The 20,394-nt window shown below is 53.8% G+C and carries 19 protein-coding genes; 2 read left to right on the top strand and 17 right to left on the bottom strand.

Annotated features, from left to right (window positions below):
- Window positions 1-12: 12 nt before the first annotated feature.
- Genes nlpE through DK872_RS17770 form a run of 3 tightly spaced genes read right to left on the bottom strand, consistent with a single transcriptional unit; the run spans window position 13 to window position 1,708 of the window.
- Window positions 13-708 (bottom strand): envelope stress response activation lipoprotein NlpE, encoded by a 696-nt coding sequence (gene nlpE / locus DK872_RS17780; protein WP_007373247.1) that lies wholly within the window; start codon window positions 706-708, stop codon window positions 13-15.
- A gap of 35 nt (window positions 709-743) precedes the next feature.
- Entirely contained in the window at window positions 744-1,166 is a 423-nt protein-coding gene (arfB, locus tag DK872_RS17775; RefSeq protein ID WP_035886477.1) for an alternative ribosome rescue aminoacyl-tRNA hydrolase ArfB, read from the bottom strand.
- The gene (locus DK872_RS17770; protein WP_007373245.1) at window positions 1,163-1,708 is read right to left on the bottom strand and encodes a YaeQ family protein; all 546 of its coding nucleotides are present in this window, start codon (window positions 1,706-1,708) and stop codon (window positions 1,163-1,165) included. Before DK872_RS17770 ends, arfB begins: the two co-directional genes overlap by 4 nt.
- A 195-nt stretch (window positions 1,709-1,903) precedes the next feature.
- On the opposite strand from DK872_RS17770, the gene DK872_RS17765 reads away from it, so the two are divergent.
- Both DK872_RS17765 and rof read left to right on the top strand, forming a co-directional pair.
- The gene (locus DK872_RS17765; RefSeq protein ID WP_007373244.1) at window positions 1,904-2,104 is read left to right on the top strand and encodes a YaeP family protein; all 201 of its coding nucleotides are present in this window, start codon (window positions 1,904-1,906) and stop codon (window positions 2,102-2,104) included.
- On the top strand, window positions 2,091-2,351 hold the full coding sequence (rof, locus tag DK872_RS17760; protein WP_007373243.1) for a Rho-binding antiterminator: 261 nt from the start codon (window positions 2,091-2,093) through the stop codon (window positions 2,349-2,351). The genes DK872_RS17765 and rof overlap by 14 nt, the downstream gene beginning before the upstream one ends.
- A gap of 27 nt (window positions 2,352-2,378) precedes the next feature.
- Here the strand turns inward: rof and tilS are convergent, their stop codons facing one another.
- The 14 genes from tilS to cdsA form a co-directional block, all read right to left on the bottom strand.
- Window positions 2,379-3,674, bottom strand: a complete 1,296-nt coding sequence (gene tilS, locus DK872_RS17755; protein ID WP_161518640.1) for a tRNA lysidine(34) synthetase TilS — start codon at window positions 3,672-3,674, stop codon at window positions 2,379-2,381.
- Window positions 3,675-3,737: 63 nt separating this feature from the next.
- Entirely contained in the window at window positions 3,738-4,127 is a 390-nt protein-coding gene (locus tag DK872_RS17750; protein WP_007373241.1) for a VOC family protein, read from the bottom strand.
- Between the two features lie 58 nt (window positions 4,128-4,185).
- Complete coding sequence (locus DK872_RS17745; RefSeq protein WP_071920234.1) at window positions 4,186-6,324, bottom strand: lysine decarboxylase LdcC; 2,139 nt, start codon at window positions 6,322-6,324, stop codon at window positions 4,186-4,188.
- Between the two features lie 100 nt (window positions 6,325-6,424).
- Complete coding sequence (gene accA / locus DK872_RS17740; protein WP_007373239.1) at window positions 6,425-7,384, bottom strand: acetyl-CoA carboxylase carboxyl transferase subunit alpha; 960 nt, start codon at window positions 7,382-7,384, stop codon at window positions 6,425-6,427.
- 12 nt (window positions 7,385-7,396) lie between these two features.
- Window positions 7,397-10,879: a DNA polymerase III subunit alpha gene (gene dnaE, locus DK872_RS17735; RefSeq protein WP_035943167.1), complete on the bottom strand. Its 3,483-nt coding sequence runs from the start codon at window positions 10,877-10,879 to the stop codon at window positions 7,397-7,399.
- A 45-nt stretch (window positions 10,880-10,924) separates the two neighbouring features.
- Window positions 10,925-11,521, bottom strand: a complete 597-nt coding sequence (rnhB, locus tag DK872_RS17730) for a ribonuclease HII (RefSeq protein ID WP_035886480.1) — start codon at window positions 11,519-11,521, stop codon at window positions 10,925-10,927.
- Window positions 11,518-12,666: a lipid-A-disaccharide synthase gene (lpxB, locus tag DK872_RS17725; RefSeq protein WP_071920232.1), complete on the bottom strand. Its 1,149-nt coding sequence runs from the start codon at window positions 12,664-12,666 to the stop codon at window positions 11,518-11,520. The genes rnhB and lpxB overlap by 4 nt, the downstream gene beginning before the upstream one ends.
- Window positions 12,666-13,454 (bottom strand): acyl-ACP--UDP-N-acetylglucosamine O-acyltransferase, encoded by a 789-nt coding sequence (gene lpxA / locus DK872_RS17720; protein WP_007373235.1) that lies wholly within the window; start codon window positions 13,452-13,454, stop codon window positions 12,666-12,668. Before lpxA ends, lpxB begins: the two co-directional genes overlap by 1 nt.
- A gap of 3 nt (window positions 13,455-13,457) precedes the next feature.
- Complete coding sequence (gene fabZ / locus DK872_RS17715; protein ID WP_007373234.1) at window positions 13,458-13,913, bottom strand: 3-hydroxyacyl-ACP dehydratase FabZ; 456 nt, start codon at window positions 13,911-13,913, stop codon at window positions 13,458-13,460.
- A 171-nt stretch (window positions 13,914-14,084) separates the two neighbouring features.
- Window positions 14,085-15,113, bottom strand: a complete 1,029-nt coding sequence (gene lpxD, locus DK872_RS17710; RefSeq protein ID WP_079516933.1) for a UDP-3-O-(3-hydroxymyristoyl)glucosamine N-acyltransferase — start codon at window positions 15,111-15,113, stop codon at window positions 14,085-14,087.
- 3 nt (window positions 15,114-15,116) lie between these two features.
- On the bottom strand, window positions 15,117-15,611 hold the full coding sequence (gene skp / locus DK872_RS17705; protein WP_007373232.1) for a molecular chaperone Skp: 495 nt from the start codon (window positions 15,609-15,611) through the stop codon (window positions 15,117-15,119).
- A 117-nt stretch (window positions 15,612-15,728) separates the two neighbouring features.
- Complete coding sequence (gene bamA / locus DK872_RS17700) at window positions 15,729-18,143, bottom strand: outer membrane protein assembly factor BamA (protein WP_007373231.1); 2,415 nt, start codon at window positions 18,141-18,143, stop codon at window positions 15,729-15,731.
- A gap of 31 nt (window positions 18,144-18,174) precedes the next feature.
- Window positions 18,175-19,524, bottom strand: a complete 1,350-nt coding sequence (rseP, locus tag DK872_RS17695; RefSeq protein WP_007373230.1) for a sigma E protease regulator RseP — start codon at window positions 19,522-19,524, stop codon at window positions 18,175-18,177.
- An 11-nt stretch (window positions 19,525-19,535) separates the two neighbouring features.
- Window positions 19,536-20,393: a phosphatidate cytidylyltransferase gene (gene cdsA / locus DK872_RS17690; RefSeq protein ID WP_007373229.1), complete on the bottom strand. Its 858-nt coding sequence runs from the start codon at window positions 20,391-20,393 to the stop codon at window positions 19,536-19,538.
- Window position 20,394: the final 1 nt, after the last annotated feature.

Here is a 20,394-nt window from a genome sequence, read left to right as displayed (position 1 = left end):
GGTGTCAGAGGCTTAATCATCACAGTCTTTATTGGCGCTAAACTGCCCTTTCTTATTAATGACCAGCACTTTCTGTGGCGCGCCGGTATCCGGGTTCGGTTCAAAGGCAAAATGCCCTTCCACCACCAGCAGAATCGGTTTGCTTTCAGTACCGCGCGCAGCTGCATAATCGCGCTCAAGCTGAGCATTACTTGCCACTGCGACCTGTTTCCCGGTTGCACAGTCCGTAAATACTGCCGCATCAGCCATATATCGGTACATACCGCGCATCGCCATCGGCGTTGCCGGAAGCGACGCTTTCACCGGTTGCAGCGTGTAGTTCAGTTGCGAATGAATCGGATTGCCTTCCCGATCCATCATCTCCAGCGCATCGCCTTTCGCACGGAACCAGGTTTTTTCACCCTGAGTATCGGTAAGGATCAGTTTATCGGCCGTGCGCGCCCAGTTACCATAAGAGGCAAATACCGACGGGCCTTTTCCGCCCTGGTAGCGCTGGTTCATCACCCAACTGCCATCCTTTTCCAGAAACAGCGACGTTTCGATACCTTCGCAATCGGCACAGGGTAAAACGCCGCGCCAGCTCTGCTGCATCGGTTTCAGCTCTTCAACTTGCGTCGGCTGCACCATTTCGGTGTCACCCCGATTGTTACAGCCGAAAAGGGCAAACAGCGCCCCCCCGGCCAGCAGAGATAAAATCGCTTTTTTCACACTCGATTCCTTATGCACAAGTCTGTTGTTGCCCGTCAGCCATCATGTCGACGGACTTTCCCACGCAGCGCTTTTACCGACGACTTTTGCGCCTTGCCCGTTAACCGGCGCTCTTTCGATGCGCGGGTCGGGCGCGTTGCCCGACGGCTCTTTTGCACTGCGGTCAATTCTTTGATCAATGCCACCAGGCGCGCGATCGCCGCTTCGCGGTTCATCTCCTGGCTGCGATATTCCTGCGCTTTTATCACAACCCAGCCATCGCTACTAATCAGATGGTGCGAAGCCTCCAGTAAACGCGCCTTATAATACTCAGGCAGGCTTGACGCCCGAATATCAAAACGCAGGTGGATAGCGGTCGAACTTTTATTCACATTTTGGCCGCCCGCTCCCTGCGCCCGCACAGCGGTGATCTCCAGCTCATCCTCAGCAATGGAGACAGTGCGGGAGATCGTAATCATGGCTGCTGCCAGGCTTCAAGGTGGATTTCCCGATTCTGCGTATCATCAGAAAGCCAGATGGCGCCATCCTGCAAGGTAGCCTGTAGCGTCATGGTGCGATCGTTGGCAAACGCGCTGAGCGCCGCCAGTTGCTCATCATCCAGGTACCAGATGCTTAAGTTGCCGAAGCTCGCGCAACGGCTTTGATTTTGCTGCCACCAGATCTGCGCCGCCCGGGAATTATAGGCAAATAACGCCACGTCTTTCGCCTGTGTGCAGGCTTTCTTCAACCGTTTTTCGTCCGGCAGCCCCAGCTCGATCCACAAATCAATTCCCAGATAATCATTACGCAGCCAGGCTTCCGGCTCATCTTCAGCGCTCAGGCCGCGGGTGAATTGCAGCCGCTCATCGGCATATTTGATCCACGCCAGCAGGCGCAACATCATGCGCTCCTGGGTTTCGGAAGGATGGCGGGCCAGCGTCAGCGTCGCATCTAAAAACTGATTACGATCCAGATCGGCAACATTCACCGTCGCTTTATAAATAGTCGCTTTTAAGGCCATAACACCACTCCTGCATAAAATGGCCGCTATTGTAGCTAATTCAGGGGCAAAGCGCTGTTATCTCTTGTGCGCATCATTCGCCATCACGCTGATAATGGCGGATAAGCTATGTTATAGTCGCCTTGCTAAACAGTATTAATCTTCGTAGGCTTAGTGTTATCTCACAGTAAAGTCAGGTAGCTGACAGGAGGAGATGTGAACAATTATTGTGAGTTAGTACGCAAACGGTATGCGGAAATCGCCAGCGGAGATTTGGGGTATATCCCGGATGCGCTGGGGTGCGTGTTGAAAGTGCTGAATGAAATGGCGTCGGATGACACCCTTTCAGAGTCGGTCAGGGAAAAGGCGGCATATGCGGCCGCGAACTTACTGGTGAGCGATTATGTCAATGAATGATGCCTATCAACCCATCAACTGTGATGACTATGACAATCTTGAACTCGCCTGCCAGCATCATCTTTTATTGGCGCTGGAATTGAAAGACGGCGAGGTGCTCAGCGCCAAAGCCAACGATTTAGTCTCACGTAAAAATGTGGAGTATCTGGTAGTGGATGTCGCAGGCGTCTCACGCGAAGTGCGTCTCGATAAAATTGCCAGCTTCAGCCATCCTGAAATCGGCACCGTTGTGGTGAGCGAGTCCTGACATTCAACGGGCAGCGCAGGCTGCCCTCTACTTTTTCCACACCAGCTTAACGCCTTCCTGTCCGGCCGTTTTAAGCCCTTGTTGTGTAGCAAACACGTCCGCCGCTGCGATTAACGTTTCGCCATAAAACAGCAGCGGCGTGGTGTCGCGCCGCCAGGGAGCCACGCCGAACTCCTGCCAGATTTTTTTCAGTTTACGCCCGCCATGACGGCCGGCGATATGTAACAAACCGGATGCCTGGAAACGCACAGAAACCCTCTCTTCCGCAGCTGGCGCCCGCAATTCCCCTCCAGCGATCAGCGACAATTCCCCCATCCCGGCCGGTAATAACAGCGGCGCAAAAGGCATTGCCCAGTTCAGTTGCGTATTACGCTGACTGGGCTGCGTTTTAATCCAGTAGAGATTGCCCTGAAAACGACGCACTTCATACTCACCCAGCCTCAGGCAAGGCTCCGCATCGTCACGCGCCTGCGCCACTTCAAACCACAAGCGGTTAAGCATTGCGCGGGACGGCATCGCCGCCCCCTGCTGCGCCAGCCAGCGGCGTAACAGGGCGTTGCGGCGAACTTCGCTCAGCACCTGCAAAGCCGCAATGTTCAGGGCCCCTTCCTCCGTGGTCGCCTCCGCCAGTTCGTCAGCCAGTAGCTCATCCAACAGCTGCTCTTGCTCTCCACAAAGCTCAGCGCTACGCGCGACGGCATCGGCGAAATGCGGCCAGCGCGCCGTCAGTAGCGGCAGCACCTGCTGGCGCAAAAAGTTGCGGTCAAAACGGACGTCAGCGTTACTTTCATCCTCAATCCAGCGCAAATCATGCAGTTGCGCCCATTGATGCAGGGTGTCACGTGAAAAGTTGAGCAGCGGACGGATAAGCTGCGTTCCGGCAAAGGGCAAACTTTGCGGCATCGCGGCAAGCCCCGCTGGCCCACTGCCGCGCTTAAGCGCCAGCAGTACGGTTTCGCACTGATCATCCAGATGCTGCGCGGTAAGCAGCACTTCGCCTGGCTTCAACGTCTGATGAAATGCCCGATAGCGCGCTTTCCGCGCCTGCGCTTCAATGCCCTCGCCATTATCGACCAGCGTCACGTATTGCACCGTTAGCGGGATCTGCCAGAGCTCGCAAAGCGACTGGCAATGCTCAACCCACGCATTCGCATACGGACTAAGCCCATGATGGATATGAATTGCCCGTAACCGGATATCGGGCTGTTGCTCGCGCCAGAGCATCATTTGGTGCAATAGCACGGTTGAATCCAGCCCGCCGCTGAAGGCTACCAGAAACTGGCGTGATGCAGTGGGTAATGGCGCGAAAAGTGGCGTGGTCATAGTGGTTTTCAAAACGGAAGCGATGCCCGGCACGTTACCGGGCATCGCGTTGTGTGGCAAGTATTACTGCTGGTAAAGCTCCAGCGGCAGGCCATCGGGATCGTTAAAGAAGGTGAAACGTTTATCGGTGCAGGGATCGACACGTATCGCTTCACACTTCACGCCGTGCGATTCCAGATGCGCCACCGCCTGGTCGATATCATCAACGCTGAACGCCAGATGGCGCAGGCCGCACGCTTCCGGGCGGCTGGGACGCGCAGGCGGAAACGGAAAGGAGAACAGCTCAATCACATACTGCCCGTTCAGCGCCAGATCGCCTTTCCACGAATCGCGCGCCTCGCGATAAACTTCACTCTGTAGCGTAAAACCAAGGATATCGCAGTAGAACGCTTTGCTTGCAGCATAATCCGTGGCGATGATCGCAATGTGATGTACCTGTTTTAAACCCAGCATAGTTTCTCCTTTTCTCAATGCCTGAACGTTACCCCCGCCCACTTCAGCCCGCAATAGATTAGCGGGCTTTTAGGACTCGTACCCGGTAAGTGCCCTCCTCATTTCGTTTTGCGCCGTGAATATCGGTTTCAAAGCCCGGATAGTGGCGGCCAATCGCACATAGCATCAGCAGGAAATCAAGCACCGGGCGGCTGGCGTCAGTGATCATTTCACCCGGCATCACCAGCGGTACGCCAGGCGGATAAGGCAGGATCATATTGGCCGAGATCCGTCCGATCAGTTTTTCCAGTTCTACCGTTTCCACCTCGCCCTGGATCTGCCGCTGCCATGCCTGATGCGGCGTCAACTTCATATCCGGCAGCACATCGAAAGCCTGCAACATCAAACGCGGTAGATCATGCTGGCGAATAAGCTTATGGATCCCCTGCGCCAGATCCTGAATCCGCATATTGCGATAGAAATCAGGATCTTCAGCATAGAGATCCGGCAACATGTTCTTCACCCGCAGATTAAGATCGTAGGCACGCTTGAACTCCATCAGCCCACGCAACAACCCCATTGCCCGGGTTTTATCGATGCCGATACTGAACAGAAACAGCAGGTTATACGGCCCGGTTTTTTCCACCACCACGCCACGTTCATCGAGGAACTTCGCTACAAGCGCCGCCGGGATCCCTTCCTCGCTCATGTTCCCTTGCTCGTCCATACCGGGCGTCAGGATGGTCACTTTGACCGGGTCGAGAAACATATGGTCGGCATCCGCATCGCGAAAACCATGCCATGCTTCACCCGGTGCGACCGGCCAGCAGTCAGCTTCATCAATCTCTTCCGGTTGCCAGATATCAAAGAACCAGCCGTCGGCTTCATCCTTCAGCCGTTGCACCTCTTTGCGAAAATGCAGCGCCCGTTCAACCGAGCGGTTAATTAAGCGCTTACCAGGGTTCCCGCGTAGCATCGCTGCGGCCGTTTCGATCGATGCCACCAGCGGATAGCTCGGTGATGTGGTGGTGTGCATCATAAAGGCTTCGTTAAACGTGTCCTCATCATATTCACCTTTAATATGAATCAACGATGCCTGCGAGAATGCCGCCAACATTTTGTGCGTCGACTGCGTTTCAAAGAAGACTTTTCCCGGCACCCGCTCGCCGCTCATGCCGCTTTTTCCGGCATAAATAGGGTGAAAATTGGTGTACGGCACCCAGGCGGAATCGAAATGGATCGACGGTACATCCAGCGTTTTTTTAATCCAGTCGGTGTTGTACAGCAGGCCATCATACGTGGAGTTAGTAATCACCGCGTGTACCGGCCAGTGCGCCCCCGCCGTGGTTGCAACTTTTTGTTCGATGCTGGCATGGGTAAACTCGCGGCGCGGTATACCCCCCAGGATCCCCAGTGCGTTGCGTCCCGGCTTTAGCCACAGCGGCGTGACATCGCTCATCATCAACAGATGCGCCAGCGATTTATGACAGTTACGGTCAATCAACAGGGTACTGCCCGCTGGCGCGGCATACATACCAACAATTTTGTTGGAGGTCGATGTGCCGTTGGTCACCATATAGCTCTGCTCGGCACCAAACGTACGGGCGATATACTCTTCAGCCTCCAGATGCGGACCGGTATGATCCAGCAGCGATCCCAGCTCAGTCACAGAGATCGAAACATCCGCTTTGAGCGTATTGCCGCCGAAGAAATCATAAAACAAGCAGCCTACCGGGCTTTTCTGGTACGCCGTCCCTGCCATATGCCCGGGCGTGCAGAAGGTGTATTTTCCCTCTTTTACATAGGTGAACAGCGCCCGGGTAAACGGCGGCGTGATGTTTTCCAGATACTCTTTGGTGTACTGGACAATCCGCGAGGCAATCTCGTCCGCCACGCTCAGAGCGTATTCGAAAAACCACAGCGCCATACGCATATCCTGCGCGCTGACATCCATGGTGGAGTGGGTATTAATAAACGCATACAGCGGAAGGTATTCATTTAGCTGATTAATCTCGCTGCACAGATCGAGGGAGTACTCATCCCAGTCAAAGATCACGCCGCAAATACGCGGGTTATGCTCGATAAACTTCAGTAAGTCGGTGCTGTTTCTGGGCCAGATAATATGAAACCCTTGCGCCTGTAGCGCCTGTTCCAGCTCCTTGATTGGCTCATCTTTGTAGAAAACGCCATGGGGTCCCATGATGGCAATAATATTCACAGCTACCTCCGTTAAAAACCTTAGCTAAGCATAGTTGAGGTAAACCGCAGGTATAAAAAAAGCCGCACAGAGGTGCGGCTTTTCATCAATGCAATGAAACTCAGGCGTAGCCGTAGCTCATCAGACGCTGGTAACGGCGGTTACGCAGATCGTCTTTGCTCAGCACATCCAGATCGGCGAGATCGGCCAGCAGTTGCGCTTTCAGCGAAGCGGCCATCGCTTCCGGGTTGCGATGCGCGCCGCCCAGCGGTTCCGGAACGATCGAGTCGATCAGTTTCAGTTCTTTCAGACGCGGCGCGATGATGCCCATCGCTTCTGCGGCCAGCGGCGCTTTGTCGGCGCTTTTCCACAGAATAGAAGCACAACCTTCCGGCGAGATAACAGAATAGGTGCTGTATTGCAGCATATTCACTTTATCGCCCACGCCAATCGCCAGCGCACCGCCGGAGCCACCTTCGCCGATCACGGTGCAGATCACCGGTACGCTCAGGCGGGACATTTCACGCAGGTTGCGGGCGATCGCTTCCGACTGACCACGCTCTTCGGCACCCACGCCAGGGTAAGCGCCAGGGGTGTCGATAAAGGTGATAATCGGCATGTTAAAACGTTCTGCCATTTCCATCAGGCGCAGTGCTTTGCGATAACCTTCCGGTGCCGGCATACCAAAGTTACGGCGGATTTTCTCTTTGGTTTCGCGGCCTTTCTGGTGGCCGATGATCATTACCGGGCGACCGTCGAGACGCGCGATACCGCCAACAATGGCTTTATCGTCGGCATAAGCGCGATCGCCAGCCAGTTCGTCGAATTCATCGAACGCCAGGCGGACATAATCCAGGGTGTAAGGACGCAGTGGATGGCGCGCCAGTTGGGCAACCTGCCATGCACCAAGATCGGCGAAAATTTTGCGTGTCAACTCTACGCTTTTTTCGCGCAGACGATGCACTTCTTCGTCGATATTTATATCCAGTTTTTCATCCTGACGGCCAACGGCAGTCAGAGAATCGATTTTCGCTTCCAGCTCAGCAATCGGCTGTTCGAAATCAAGGAAATTCAGACTCATAGTATTCCTGTATTAGTCAAACTCCAGTTCCACCTGCTCCGAACCTATGAGGCCACGCAGATCGTTGAGTAAACGATCGCTCGGAGAGACGCGCCACGTTGCGCCGAAACGTAACCGCGCACGCGCATCCGCCCTCTGATAGTAGAGATGTACTGGAATGGTTCCCGAACGGTGGGGTTCCAGAGACTGACGGAGTCGGTTTAAAAGCTGGTCATCAATTTGCCTGTCCGTCAGCGAGATAGCAAGCCCACGGGCGTATTTTTCCCGGGCTTCGTCAATGTCCATAACTTCACGGGCGGTCATTTTAAGTCCCCCGCTAAAGTCATCAAAGCTGACCTGTCCGCTGACAATAAGTATGCGGTCTTTTTCCAGCAGTTGCTGGTATTTATCCAGGGCATCAGTGAATAACATCACTTCCAGACGCCCGGAACGGTCATCTAACGTACAGATGCCGATACGATTGCCGCGCTTGGTGACCATAACCCGCGCAGCAATGACGAGCCCCGCCGCCGTGGTGACCTTCCCACGTTCGGTCGGATGCATGTCTTTCAGCCGATAGCCTCCGACATAGCGCTCAATTTCTTTCAAATATTGGTTAATCGGGTGACCCGTAAGGTAGAGACCTAACGTTTCACGCTCACCTTCCAGCACCACCTGTTCCGGCCACGGCTGGCAACTGGCGTAAGATTGTTCTATCTGCTCTGGCTCTTCGGCCAGCACGCCGAACATATCGGCCTGGCCAATCGCCTCGGCTTTCGAATGCTGATCGGCGGCTTTAAGCGCATCACCCAGCGAGTTCATCAGCGCTGCACGATGCGGCCCAAGGCGGTCAAACGCCCCGGACATAATCAGTTTTTCCAGCACCCGGCGATTAAGCTTTTTAATGTCGGTGCGCGCGCACAGATCAAACAGTTCGCGGAAGTAACCGCCGTTATTACGCGCTTCGATGATCGCCTCAATCGGACCTTCACCGACGCCTTTAATCGCCCCGATACCGTAAACAATTTCACCGTCATCGTTGACGTGGAAATGGTACAACCCGGAGTTAATATCCGGCGGCAGGATTTTCAGCCCCATGCGCCAGCACTCATCCACCAGACCAACGACTTTTTCGGTGTTGTCCATATCGGCAGTCATCACCGCCGCCATAAACTCGGCCGGATAGTGCGCTTTCAACCACAGCGTCTGGTATGAGACCAAAGCATAGGCGGCAGAGTGCGATTTGTTAAATCCGTACCCGGCGAATTTTTCTACCAGGTCAAAGATTTTCATCGCCAGTTCGCCGTCGATGCCATTTTTCTTCGCGCCCTCTTCGAAGGTGCCGCGCTGCTTGGCCATCTCTTCCGGCTTTTTCTTACCCATCGCACGGCGCAGCATGTCCGCGCCGCCAAGGGTATAACCCGAAAGCACCTGGGCAATCTGCATCACCTGTTCCTGGTAGAGGATAATGCCGTAAGTCGGCTCCAGTACCGGTTTCAGGCTTTCATGCTGCCACTGCACATCGGGATAGGAGATCTCTTCGCGCCCGTGTTTACGGTCGATGAAGTTATCTACCATGCCTGACTGCAACGGCCCCGGACGGAACAGGGCCACCAGCGCGATCATATCTTCGAAGCAGTCGGGTTGCAGGCGCTTAATTAAATCTTTCATGCCGCGGGATTCAAGCTGGAACACCGCAGTGGTCTCCGAGCGTTGCAGCATGTCGAAACTTTTCTTGTCATCCAGCGGAATAGCGGCGATATCGAGCGGCGGCTCGCCGTTCTTCTCGCGCCGGGCGTTGATCATCTCCAGCGCCCAGTTGATGATAGTCAGCGTGCGCAAACCCAGGAAGTCAAACTTCACCAGCCCGGCATATTCAACATCGTTTTTATCAAACTGAGTGACCGGGTGCTGACCGGCTTCATCACAGTACAGCGGGGCAAAGTCGGTTATTTTGGTGGGTGCGATGACCACGCCACCAGCGTGTTTACCCGCGTTTCGCGTCACACCTTCCAGCTTGCGCGCCATGTCGATTAGCGCTTTAACTTCTTCGTCTGCTTCGTAGATTTCCGGTAGTTGCGGCTCGGCTTCGAACGCTTTCGCCAGCGTCATGCCCGGATCCGGCGGCACCAGTTTAGAGATGCGGTCCACAAAGCCGTACGGGTGACCCAGTACGCGACCCACATCGCGGATAACCGCTTTCGCCGCCATGGTTCCGAAGGTGATGATCTGCGATACCGCATCGCGCCCGTACATGTCCGCCACGTGCTCGATCACCTGGTCGCGCTTCTCCATACAGAAGTCAACGTCGAAGTCGGGCATCGATACACGTTCCGGGTTAAGGAAACGTTCGAACAGCAGGTCAAATTCCAGCGGATCAAGGTCCGTAATTTTCAGCGCATAAGCCACCAGCGATCCAGCGCCCGAGCCACGCCCCGGCCCTACCGGCACGCCGTTATCTTTTGACCACTGGATAAATTCCATCACGATCAGAAAGTAACCGGGGAAACCCATCTGGTTGATAACTTGCAATTCGATATCAAGACGCTCGTCGTACGGCGGACGTTTCTCTGCACGCACTTGCTCATCCGGGAAGAGGAACGCAAGGCGTTCTTCGAGACCCACTTTCGATTTCTCCACGAGGAAGTCTTCAGTGGTCATATCACCGGTCGGGAACTGCGGCAGGAAGTATTCACCAAGCCGTACGGTCACATTACAGCGTTTGGCGATTTCGACGGTGTTTTCCAGCGCTTCCGGGATATCGGAGAAGAGTTCGCACATCTCCTCTTCGCTGCGCATATATTGCTGCGCGGAGTAGTTGCGCGGACGTTTGGGATCGTCCAGAGTGAAACCGTCGTGGATGGCGACACGGATCTCATGCGCGTCGAAGTCGCCTGCATCAATAAAGCGCACATCGTTGGTCGCCACGACCGGCAAACCGTGCTCTTCCGCCAGTTGTACGGCTGCGTGCAGGTAGGGCTCTTCATCAGCACGCCCCGTGCGGATCAACTCAAGGTAGTAGCGATCGGGAAAATGCTCTTTGTAGAAATCGAGACACTGTTCAACCAGCACACTGTTGCCACGCAACAGGCTTTTCCCCACGTCGCCCATGCGCCCGCCGGAGAGCAGGATCAACCCTTCGCCGAGCTCCTGCAACCAGTCGCGATCGATCCACGGCCCCAGTGCGCCATAGCCACGCTGGTAGGCTCGCGAAATCAGCAATGTCAGATTCTGGTAACCGGTATTGTTGGCCGCCAGGACGGTGAGCTGTGTCAGTTCATCGCCTAACAGATCGCTCTGTACGTGCAGATCGGCGCCGACGATCGGTTTCATCCCGGCTCCGTGCGCCGTTCCGTAGAACTTCACCAGACCACAGAGGTTCGTAAAATCGGTGATCGCCAGCGCGGGCATGCCGAGCGCGGCCGCCTTTTTCACCAGCGGCCCGGTTTTCGCCAGCCCGTCAATCATGGAGTAGTCGCTATGCACCCGCAGGTGTACGAAACGTGGTTCAGCCATTTTCAGATCCCAGCCTGGTTATTTCACGTTCACAAGAGTCAGGAGTCAGGACACAAGGTCCAGCGCGCGTTTAACCGGCGCAAAGCTGCGCCGGTGATGCGCAGTTGCGCCATGTTCCGCCAGCTTCGCCAGATGGAAAGCCGTTGGGTAGCCTTTATGTTGCGCAAAACCATATTGCGGAAAAAGAAGATCAAGCTCAGCCATTTCGGCATCTCGCGTGACTTTTGCGATAATCGATGCCGCACTGATTTCCGCCACCCGGCTATCGCCTTTCACGACTGCCAGCGAAGGCATTGGCAAGGCAGGGCAGCGGTTGCCGTCAATCAGTACAAATTCCGGGACGATAGAGAGCCCGGCAATTGCGCGCTGCATCGCCAGCATAGTGGCATGCAGAATATTCAGTTCGTCAATTTCGTGCGGTTCGGCGCGCCCCAGACTCCAGGACAGCGCTTTCTCTTTGATCTCTTCACTCAACGCCAGACGGCGTTTTTCAGAGAGTTTTTTCGAATCATTCAGGCCAATGATTGGACGCTTCGGATCGAGGATCACCGCCGCCGTCACGACCGCACCCACTAAAGGCCCGCGCCCAACCTCATCCACACCGGCAACCAAATGCGCGTGCGGATAAATAAACTCCATCATTGTGCTAACTCCAGTACTGCGTCAGCCGCCTGCTCATCGGCATTACAGCGAATCTGCTGGTGCAGTTCGCGGAAAATGTCATGCATTTCGTGGCTGGTTTTACCATTAGCCAGCAGCGGCGCCAGTGCTTCGGCCAGCGCCTGCGGCTGGCACTCATTCTGTAGCAACTCTTTCACCAGTTCACGTCCGGCCAGCAGGTTTGGCAGCGAAACATAAGGCGTTTTCACCAGCCGCCTGGCCAGCCAGAATGTGAATGGCTTCATGCGATAGCCCACGACCATCGGGCATTTCGCCAGCATGCACTCCAGCGCGGCGGTGCCGGAAGCCAGCAAGGTCGCATCGGCGGCGATCATTGCCTCGCGCGCCATACCATCCAGCATATGCACTGGCAGATCGGGAGCGACTTCCGTCTTAATCCGCTCAAACTGTTCGCGCCGTTTGGCGTTAACCAGCGGCACAACCACTTCAAGATCGGGGTAGCGTTCACGCAGCAACTGCGCGGTACGCAGGAAATCGGCGCTCAGCATTTCCACCTCAGCGCCACGGCTGCCAGGCAGTAACGCCAGACAGTGCACATCATGGGCAATCCCCAGATGATCGCGCGCTGCGCTTTTATCCGGATCCAGCGGCATCGCATCGGCCATGGTATGGCCAATAAAACGGCACGGCACGTTAAATTTGTCATAAAACACTTTTTCGAAAGGCAGAAATGCGAGCACCAGGTCGGTGGCTCTGCCAATTTTGAAAACGCGTTTTTGTCGCCACGCCCAGACGGACGGACTGACATAATGGATGGTTTTGATACCCTGCTTTTTCAGATTGCCTTCGAGGGTAATGTTGAAATCCGGCGCATCGATACCGACAAAGACATCCGGTTGCAGCTCGCTAAAGCGACGGGTCAAATCAGCGCGGATCTGCAACAGGCGGCGCAGACGGCCAAGTACCTCAACGATACCCATCACCGCAAGCTCTTCCATCTCATACCAGGCTTCACACCCTTCAGCCTGCATACGCGGCCCCGCAACACCGACAAAGCGGGCATTGGGGACACGCGATCTCAGCGCGCGGATAAGACCGGCACCAAGAATATCGCCGGAGGTTTCTCCGGCGACGAGGGCTATCGTAAGAGGACGATTGTCGATCATTACCGAATCAGGCCGCGCGTTGAGCGTTCGAAGAACTGCATAAACGCATCAACTTCCGGATGCTTCGCCGCAAGCTCGGCAATCTCCGGTTTCGCCTCTTCCAGCGTTTTACCGCTGCGGTACAGCAGTTTGTACGCATTGCGGATAGCCACTAACGCTTCTCTGCTGAAACCGCGACGTTTCAGGCCTTCAATGTTCACACCAAACGGTGTGGCATGGTTGCCCTGAGCAATCACGTAAGGCGGGACATCCTGCGCCACGCCGGAGCAGCCGCCAACCATCACGTGCGCGCCGATAATGCAGAACTGATGCACTGCGGTCATGCCGCCGATGATAGCAAAGTCGTCGACGGAGACGTGCCCCGCCAACGTTGCGTTATTTGCGAGAATGCAGCGATCGCCAACGGTACAGTCATGCGCAATATGCGCATTGATCATCAGCAGGTTATCGCTGCCCACCTTCGTCAACCCTCCGCCCTGTACTGTGCCACGGTGGATGGTGACGCTTTCGCGGATGCGGTTGCGATCGCCAATTTCCACGCGAGTCGGCTCGCCAGCATATTTCAGATCCTGGTTAACCTCGCCGATGGATGCGAACTGATAGATCTCATTGTCGCGGCCAATCGTCGTATGACCATTAACCACAACGTGAGATTTCAGAACCGTACCCTCACCAATTTCAACGTGAGGGCCAACAATACAAAACGGGCCAATGTGAGCGTTAGCACCAATAACGGCACCGTCTTCAACAATAGCAGTTGGATGAATAAAGGCGGTTTTATCAATCACGTATCAGGCCTCCCGGCTACGTGCACACATCATAGTAGCTTCACAAACAACTTTACCGTCTACCAGCGCAACACCTTTAAAGCGGGTCAGGCCGCGACGGGTTTTCTCGAAAGTGACTTCCATGATCATCTGATCGCCAGGCACAACGGGACGCTTAAAGCGCGCTTCGTCGATACCGGCGAAGTAGTACAGCTCACCCGGTTCCAGTTTACCAACGCTTTTAAACGCCAGAATACCGGTAGCCTGCGCCATTGCTTCCAGAATCAGCACGCCCGGGAAAATCGGTTTGCCAGGGAAATGCCCCTGGAAAAACGGCTCGTTTACCGAAACATTTTTTACTGCGCGCAGAAAACGACCTTCTTCAAAATCCAGCACACGGTCTACCAGTAAGAACGGGTAACGGTGCGGCAGAAGTTCCAGAATCTCTTCAATGTGCAGAGTATGAGTGTCAGTAGTCAAAATACTCTTCCTGTCTAAATATACTAAAAGGCAATAATAACACGGCCCGCGGCAATCATCAGAAAGCCAACAGGCCGGGAAGTATACACACTTTAGGCTTCTCGTCGCAGAAGCGTTTTGTCGCTTCTCTGATGCCGGGAGGCTTCTGTGTACAAGCGTTATGCAGGTGAATTATTCGTCTTGTTGATTAACCTTGCGCTCGACGGCTTTCAGGCGCTTGCTCATATCATCAATATTCATCACCAGGGCTGCGGTTTTTCGCCACACTTTATTTGGCTGTAGTGGGATACCTGAGGAGTAGACTCCTGGCTCAGTGATAGGACGCATGACCATCCCCATCCCCGTTACGGTAACCTTGTCGCAAATTTCCATATGCCCATTGATTACGCTGGCGCCGCCGATCATGCAATAGCGGCCAATTTTCAGGCTGCCCGCCATGATTACGCCACCGGCAACCGCCGTATTGTCGCCAATCACAACGTTATGTGCAATCTGGCACTGGTTATCAATGATTACGCCGTTGCCAATGCGGGTATCGTCAAGCGCGCCGCGATCGATTGTAGTACAGGCGCCAATCTCAACATTGTTGCCAATGATAACGCGGCCAAGCTGCGGGATTTTAACCCAATTTCCACGATCGTTGGCGTAACCGAAACCATCAGAACCGATCACCGTTCCTGATTGCACCAGGCAATTTTCACCGATCTCAATCTCGTGGTAAACGGTCACATTTGCCCACAAACGCGAACCCGCACCAATTTTCGTCTTTTTCCCAACAAAGCAACCCGCGCCGATAATAACGTTATCGCCCAGGACAACGCCGGATTCGATCACCGCATTTGCGCCGATTGCTACATTGCTACCCAGAGTGGCCGTTGCGTCAATCACCGCGCCAGGCGCGATGCTGCTCGCCGGCTGCGGCGTGGTATCAAGAATTTGGGCCATACGCGCGTAGGTCAGGTACGGATTTTTTACGACCAGCGCTGCGCTTTTGGCAAAAGGAAGATCGTCTTGCGTCATAACGACAGCAGACGCCTGACATCCGGTCAGGTGTTCACGGTACTTGGGGTTGACCATGAAAGTGATATGACCTGCTTCGGCAGATTGCATGGACGCAACGCCGGTGATGACGATATCGCCATCACCGTGTAATTCTGCATCCAACTGCTGAGCTAAATCAGCCAGTCGAATTGAAGGCATTACTTATTTAACCTGTTTCAGTACATCAGCAGTGATGTCTTTTACATCGTTGCTGTTGTAAATAACGGCGTTGGAAGGAATAACCAGATCAACACCCTGATCGGCAGCGACTTTTTTCACTGCAGTCTGAATGCGAGTCACCAGCTTGCCACGTTCTTCGTTAGAACGACGAGCTTGATCCTGCTCGAAAGCCTGTGCTTTCTGAGCAAATGCCTGACGACCTGACGCGATGTCTTTTTCCAGCTTGCTGCGATCGCTCGCCTTCATGGTAGAGCCATCACGTTGCAGACGCTGAGCTTTGGCTTGCAGGTCGGATTCCATGCTCTGCAGTTCGCTTGCGCGACCGCCGAATTCGTTTTTCATCGTCTGAGAAACGCCGGAACTCTGCGCAACCTGTTGCAACAGGCTACCCATATCAACAATTGCAATCTTGTCAGCGGCTTGCGCTGACGCTGCCATTGCTAAACCGAAACCTGCAGCTAATAACAACTTTTTCACAATTAACTCCTTACCATCCCGTTTGTACCCGGAGGTACAGCTCTTTGCGTGGCCGGGCTTCCGGTTGAAAGCCTCAGCCATCACTACACTGCGAATGCATTCCGTTGCTGTGCGGAATTACCAGGTTTTACCAATGTTAAACTGGAACTGTTCCGCTTTGTCTCCATCGTACTTTTTAAACGGCTGGGCGTAGGAGAATACCAACGGCCCCAATGGGGACATCCATTGTAATGCGATACCAGCAGACATGCGGATATTACTCGGATCGCTATAATCCGGAATACCCAGCGCTTTCATTTCTGCTGTATTTTGCCAATTTGTATCCCATACGCTACCAGCATCCCAGAAGAATGAGGTACGTACAGAGTTAGCATATTTGTCGCTGATAAACGGCGTCGGCGTGATGAACTCAACGCTGGCCACGCCCATGGCATTACCACCTACTGCATCATCAGACTTACAGTATTTCGAAGTCGTTGTATTACAGTTATCCAACCCACTGCCGCCGTAATAAACGGCTTTCGGACCGATGTTGTTGGACTGGAAGCCACGAACAGTGCTGGAACCACCGGCGTAGAAGTTCTCATAGAATGGCATCTCTTTGCCACCTAAACCGTCACCATAGCCCCAACGAGTACGACCCAGAATCACCCATTTGTGATCGGCGTCAATCGGGAAATAGGAGGCGGTATCCACCGTCACTTTGTAGAACTCGTTATCGGAGCCAGGAACCGTAACTTTACCGTTCAGGTTTACACGCGAGCCCTTCGTCGGGAAGTACCCACGGTCGAGGTTGTTATACGTCCAACCATAGTTGAAGGTGAAATCGTCCGCCGAGTAACCGTTGTTATCACTCGTGGTGCTGGCATTCTGACCTACGGAATCCAGATAACGCCACATCGCCACCTGAGGTTCCATTTTCGACAGGCTGTTATGAACGTAACCTAAGCCTGCACGCAAGGTGTTGTACTCGTTGATCGGGAACCCGAGGGTACCATCCAGACCGTAGCTCTTGTTGGTATAAGAAGAAAGGTCTGCATCGTCAGCTTTAAAGTCGTTATAGAAGATACGACCACCGAGGCTAACGCCGTCAACCGTGAAGTACGGGTTAGTAACGGAGAATTCAGAGTAGGTCTGGTAGTCGTTTTTGGTCCCACTGATACCCACAGAGTAGCCGGTGCCTAACCAGTTATCCTGCTGTACGCCGACCTGGAAGCTGACGCCGCTCTCAGTACCATAGCCAACACCGAAGTTGAAGCTACCGGTATTACGCTCTTTCACTTTATAGACGACATCAACTTGATCCGGGCTTCCCGGAACACGCTGCGTTTCGGTATCTACCGTCTCGAAATAGCCCAGACGGTTCAGACGCTCTTTACCCTGATCGACCAAATCGCTGCCCAACCACGCCCCTTCCATCTGGCGCATTTCGCGACGCAGAACGGCATCTTTTGAGGTGTCATTGCCTTCAAAGCGGATCTTGCGAACATAAAAACGGTTGCCAGCATCCACATTGATATGCAGCTTAACGGTTTTGTCCGTATCGTTGATTTCAGGTTGAGACTGAACGCGCGGATAAGCGTAACCATAGCGACCAAGAAGCTTTTTAATATCATCTTCCATTTTGGTTACTTTGGTGCCGTTATACAGCTCGCCCGGTTCGATCTTCGTCAGGCTTTCTATCTCTGCGGAGTGACCAGCAAGGTTACCGCTCACCTGCACGCTGGAGAGCTTGTACTGCTCGCCCTCGGTCACGTTGATGGTAATGTAGATGCCTTTTTTATCCGGCGTCAGGCTAACCTGAGTCGAATCAATGTTAAAGCGGGCATAACCACGATCCAGATAGTAGCTGCGCAAACTTTCCAGATCGCCAGCCAGTTTCTGTTTCTGGTATTTGCGATCGCCAATCACGTTCCACCATGGCACTTCATCGCGCAGCTGGAAGCTGGAGATGAGTTGTTCGGTGGTAAATGCGTGGTTACCGACGATATTAATCTGTTGGATTTGCGCGGAAACGCCTTCCTGGAATACCAGTTTCAGGTCAACGCGGTTGCGCGGCAGCGGGGTCACGACAGCTTTAACGCTGGCGCTGTATTTACCTACGCTGTAGTAGAAATCTTCCAGCCCCTTTTCGATATCGGACAGAGTTGTGCGGTCCAGTGATTCACCCACACGCACGCCAGAAGCTTCGAGGTTCTGTTTCAGCATGTCATCTTTCACCGACTTGTTACCGGAGAAAGTAATGCTGGCGATTGTCGGGCGTTCTTTCACCTGGACAAGTAAGGTATCACCATCACGCAGGACGCGAACATCCTCGAAGTTGCCGGTGGCAAACAACGCGCGAATGGTGTTACTGATATCTTCATCATTCACCGTATCGCCAGGGCGTACTGGCATACTGAGGAGGGCCGCACCAACGGCGACACGCTGTAGGCCTTCGAAATGAATGTCTTTCACTACGAACCCTTCAGCACCGTATACGGTGGCGCTGCTAAACAGCAGCGACGCTATGAGCAACTTTTTCATCGCCATCGTTATTATGCGTTCTTCCTAACAAACTCTCTTACAACCGAGAGAAATCATTGAAAAGTGCAAGCCCCATTAACAGCACCAGCAAAATAGAGCCAATGCGATAACTAAAGTCTTGAACTCGCTCGGATACCGGTCCGCCCTTCAGCTTCTCAATCGCCAAAAACAGCAGATGCCCACCATCAAGGACGGGTAATGGGAACAGGTTAATAATGCCTAAGTTCACGCTTATCAATGCGAGGAACATCAGGTAGTAAATCAACCCGAACTCCGCTGACATCCCAGCCCCCTGAGCAATTGAGATTGGCCCACTGAGGTTGTTCAGTTTTACATCACCGGTGATCAATTTCCCCAACATACTGACCGTCAGCTTCATCAATTGCCACGTTTTATCTGTGGCTTCAACAATAGCGCTAAATGGCCCGTACTGGCGTACTGTCTTATATTCATCTGGCAGCGGAATAACTTTAGGCACAACGCCCGCGAAACCCTCTGCTTTGCTACCGGGTTTTGTATCCGGTATCAGTGTTAAAGACAAGGGAGCCCCCTGTCTTTCTACTTCCAACGCTAACGGCGTTCCCGGATTATCCCGCACCAGAGTAACGAACGTCATCCACTGAGTTAACTGCTGACCATCGACTTTAACGATCCTGTCGCCAGCTTGCAAACCTGCTTTACTGGCCGCTGACCCCACCTGCACCTCCGCGAGGATAGGCTCAAGCTGCGCAGCACGTGGTCGAATACCCAGCGCTGCTACCGGATCGTCTTTATCAGGTTGAAAAGCCCAGTGACGTAAATCCACGACCTTTTCCTGACGATTGTTGCTACCGAACGGCGCTACGCTGACCGTCATCTGGCTATCGCCGATTTTTGACACCAACTGTAAGCGCACAGCATCCCAATCAGGCGTTTCGATGCCATCAATCGATTTAAGTTCCATTCCGGGTGCAATTTGCGCGTTTGCGGCAATGGAGTTGGGTGTTATTTCACCAACAACCGGGCGAACACCGGGGACACCGATGATAAACACCAGCCAGTAGGCGAAGATGGCAAAGATAAAATTAGCGATTGGACCTGCGGCAATAACGGCAGCGCGCTGGCCAACCGTTTTATTGTTGAAGGCGTAATGGCGCATTTCCGGAGCAACCGGTTCAACGCGCTCATCCAGCATTTTGACGTAACCACCCAGTGGAATCAGGGCAATCACAAATTCGGTCCCGTGCTTGTCTGTACGACGACAGAGCGCTTTGCCAAAGCCGATGGAAAACCGCTCTACCCGTACGCCACAGCGACGAGCAACCCAGAAATGGCCAAATTCATGCACGGTGATCAACACACCCAGCGCAACTATGAACGCCGCCAGATTCCAGAGAATGCTCAGCATAAAACCTTCCGTCAAATCGTCCTGAAAACCAGCAATAACAGGCAGGCAAATACGGGTACTGCCGCTGTCAGGCTGTCAATGCGATCCAGTATACCGCCATGACCCGGAATAAGATGACCACTATCTTTAATACCGGCTTCACGCTTGAACATACTTTCGGTTAAATCGCCCAGCACGGAGGCCAGTGCAGCCACCACAGAGCAAATCAGCAAAGTAGATGGTGTTATCTCGAGATTCGCCCAAGCGCCGTAACCCCAGGAGATCACCCCGGCAGTCAGCAGGCCGCCGAGAAAACCTTGCCAGGTTTTTCCCGGAGAGACTTTTGGTGCCAGCTTATGTTTGCCGAATAATTTACCAAACATGTATGCGCCGGAATCAGCTCCCCAGACGAGGATCATGACATACAGTAACCACAGCGCGCCATCATAGTGGTTATCGTTGTAGTGCCAGGCGCGCAGTGCCAGCATGCCCCAAAAAAAAGGCACAATCGTTAATATGCCAAACACAAGACGCAAAACTCTGGAGTTGCGCCACAACGCGGCAGACGCCGGGTAACTCAATACCAACAACAGCGCACCCACCCACCAGGCCAGCGAGGCCCAAAGCGAGAGTTCCACCAGCGGTTGATGGATATTATTGTGATATTGCGGCAACAGCAGCAACATGAGCGCCAACAGCAGCCCGCACAATACCGCCAGCCAAACCCGCTGAGAACGGGACGAAAAACCGCTTAGTTGCCCCCACTCCCACGCAGCAAGCATACAAACAGCGAGCGTAACGATCGCAAAACCCACCAGCGGCAACCAAAAAAGGGCTGCGATAACTATGGGAATTAATACAAAAGCAGAAATCAGGCGATACTTCAGCAAA

It is taken from the genome of Kosakonia sp. MH5 (assembly GCF_009935945.1).
GTDB lineage: Bacteria > Pseudomonadota > Gammaproteobacteria > Enterobacterales > Enterobacteriaceae > Kosakonia > Kosakonia radicincitans.
The sequence above is the reverse complement of the archived record's forward strand: the minus strand, read 5'-3'. Positions and strand labels throughout refer to the sequence as shown.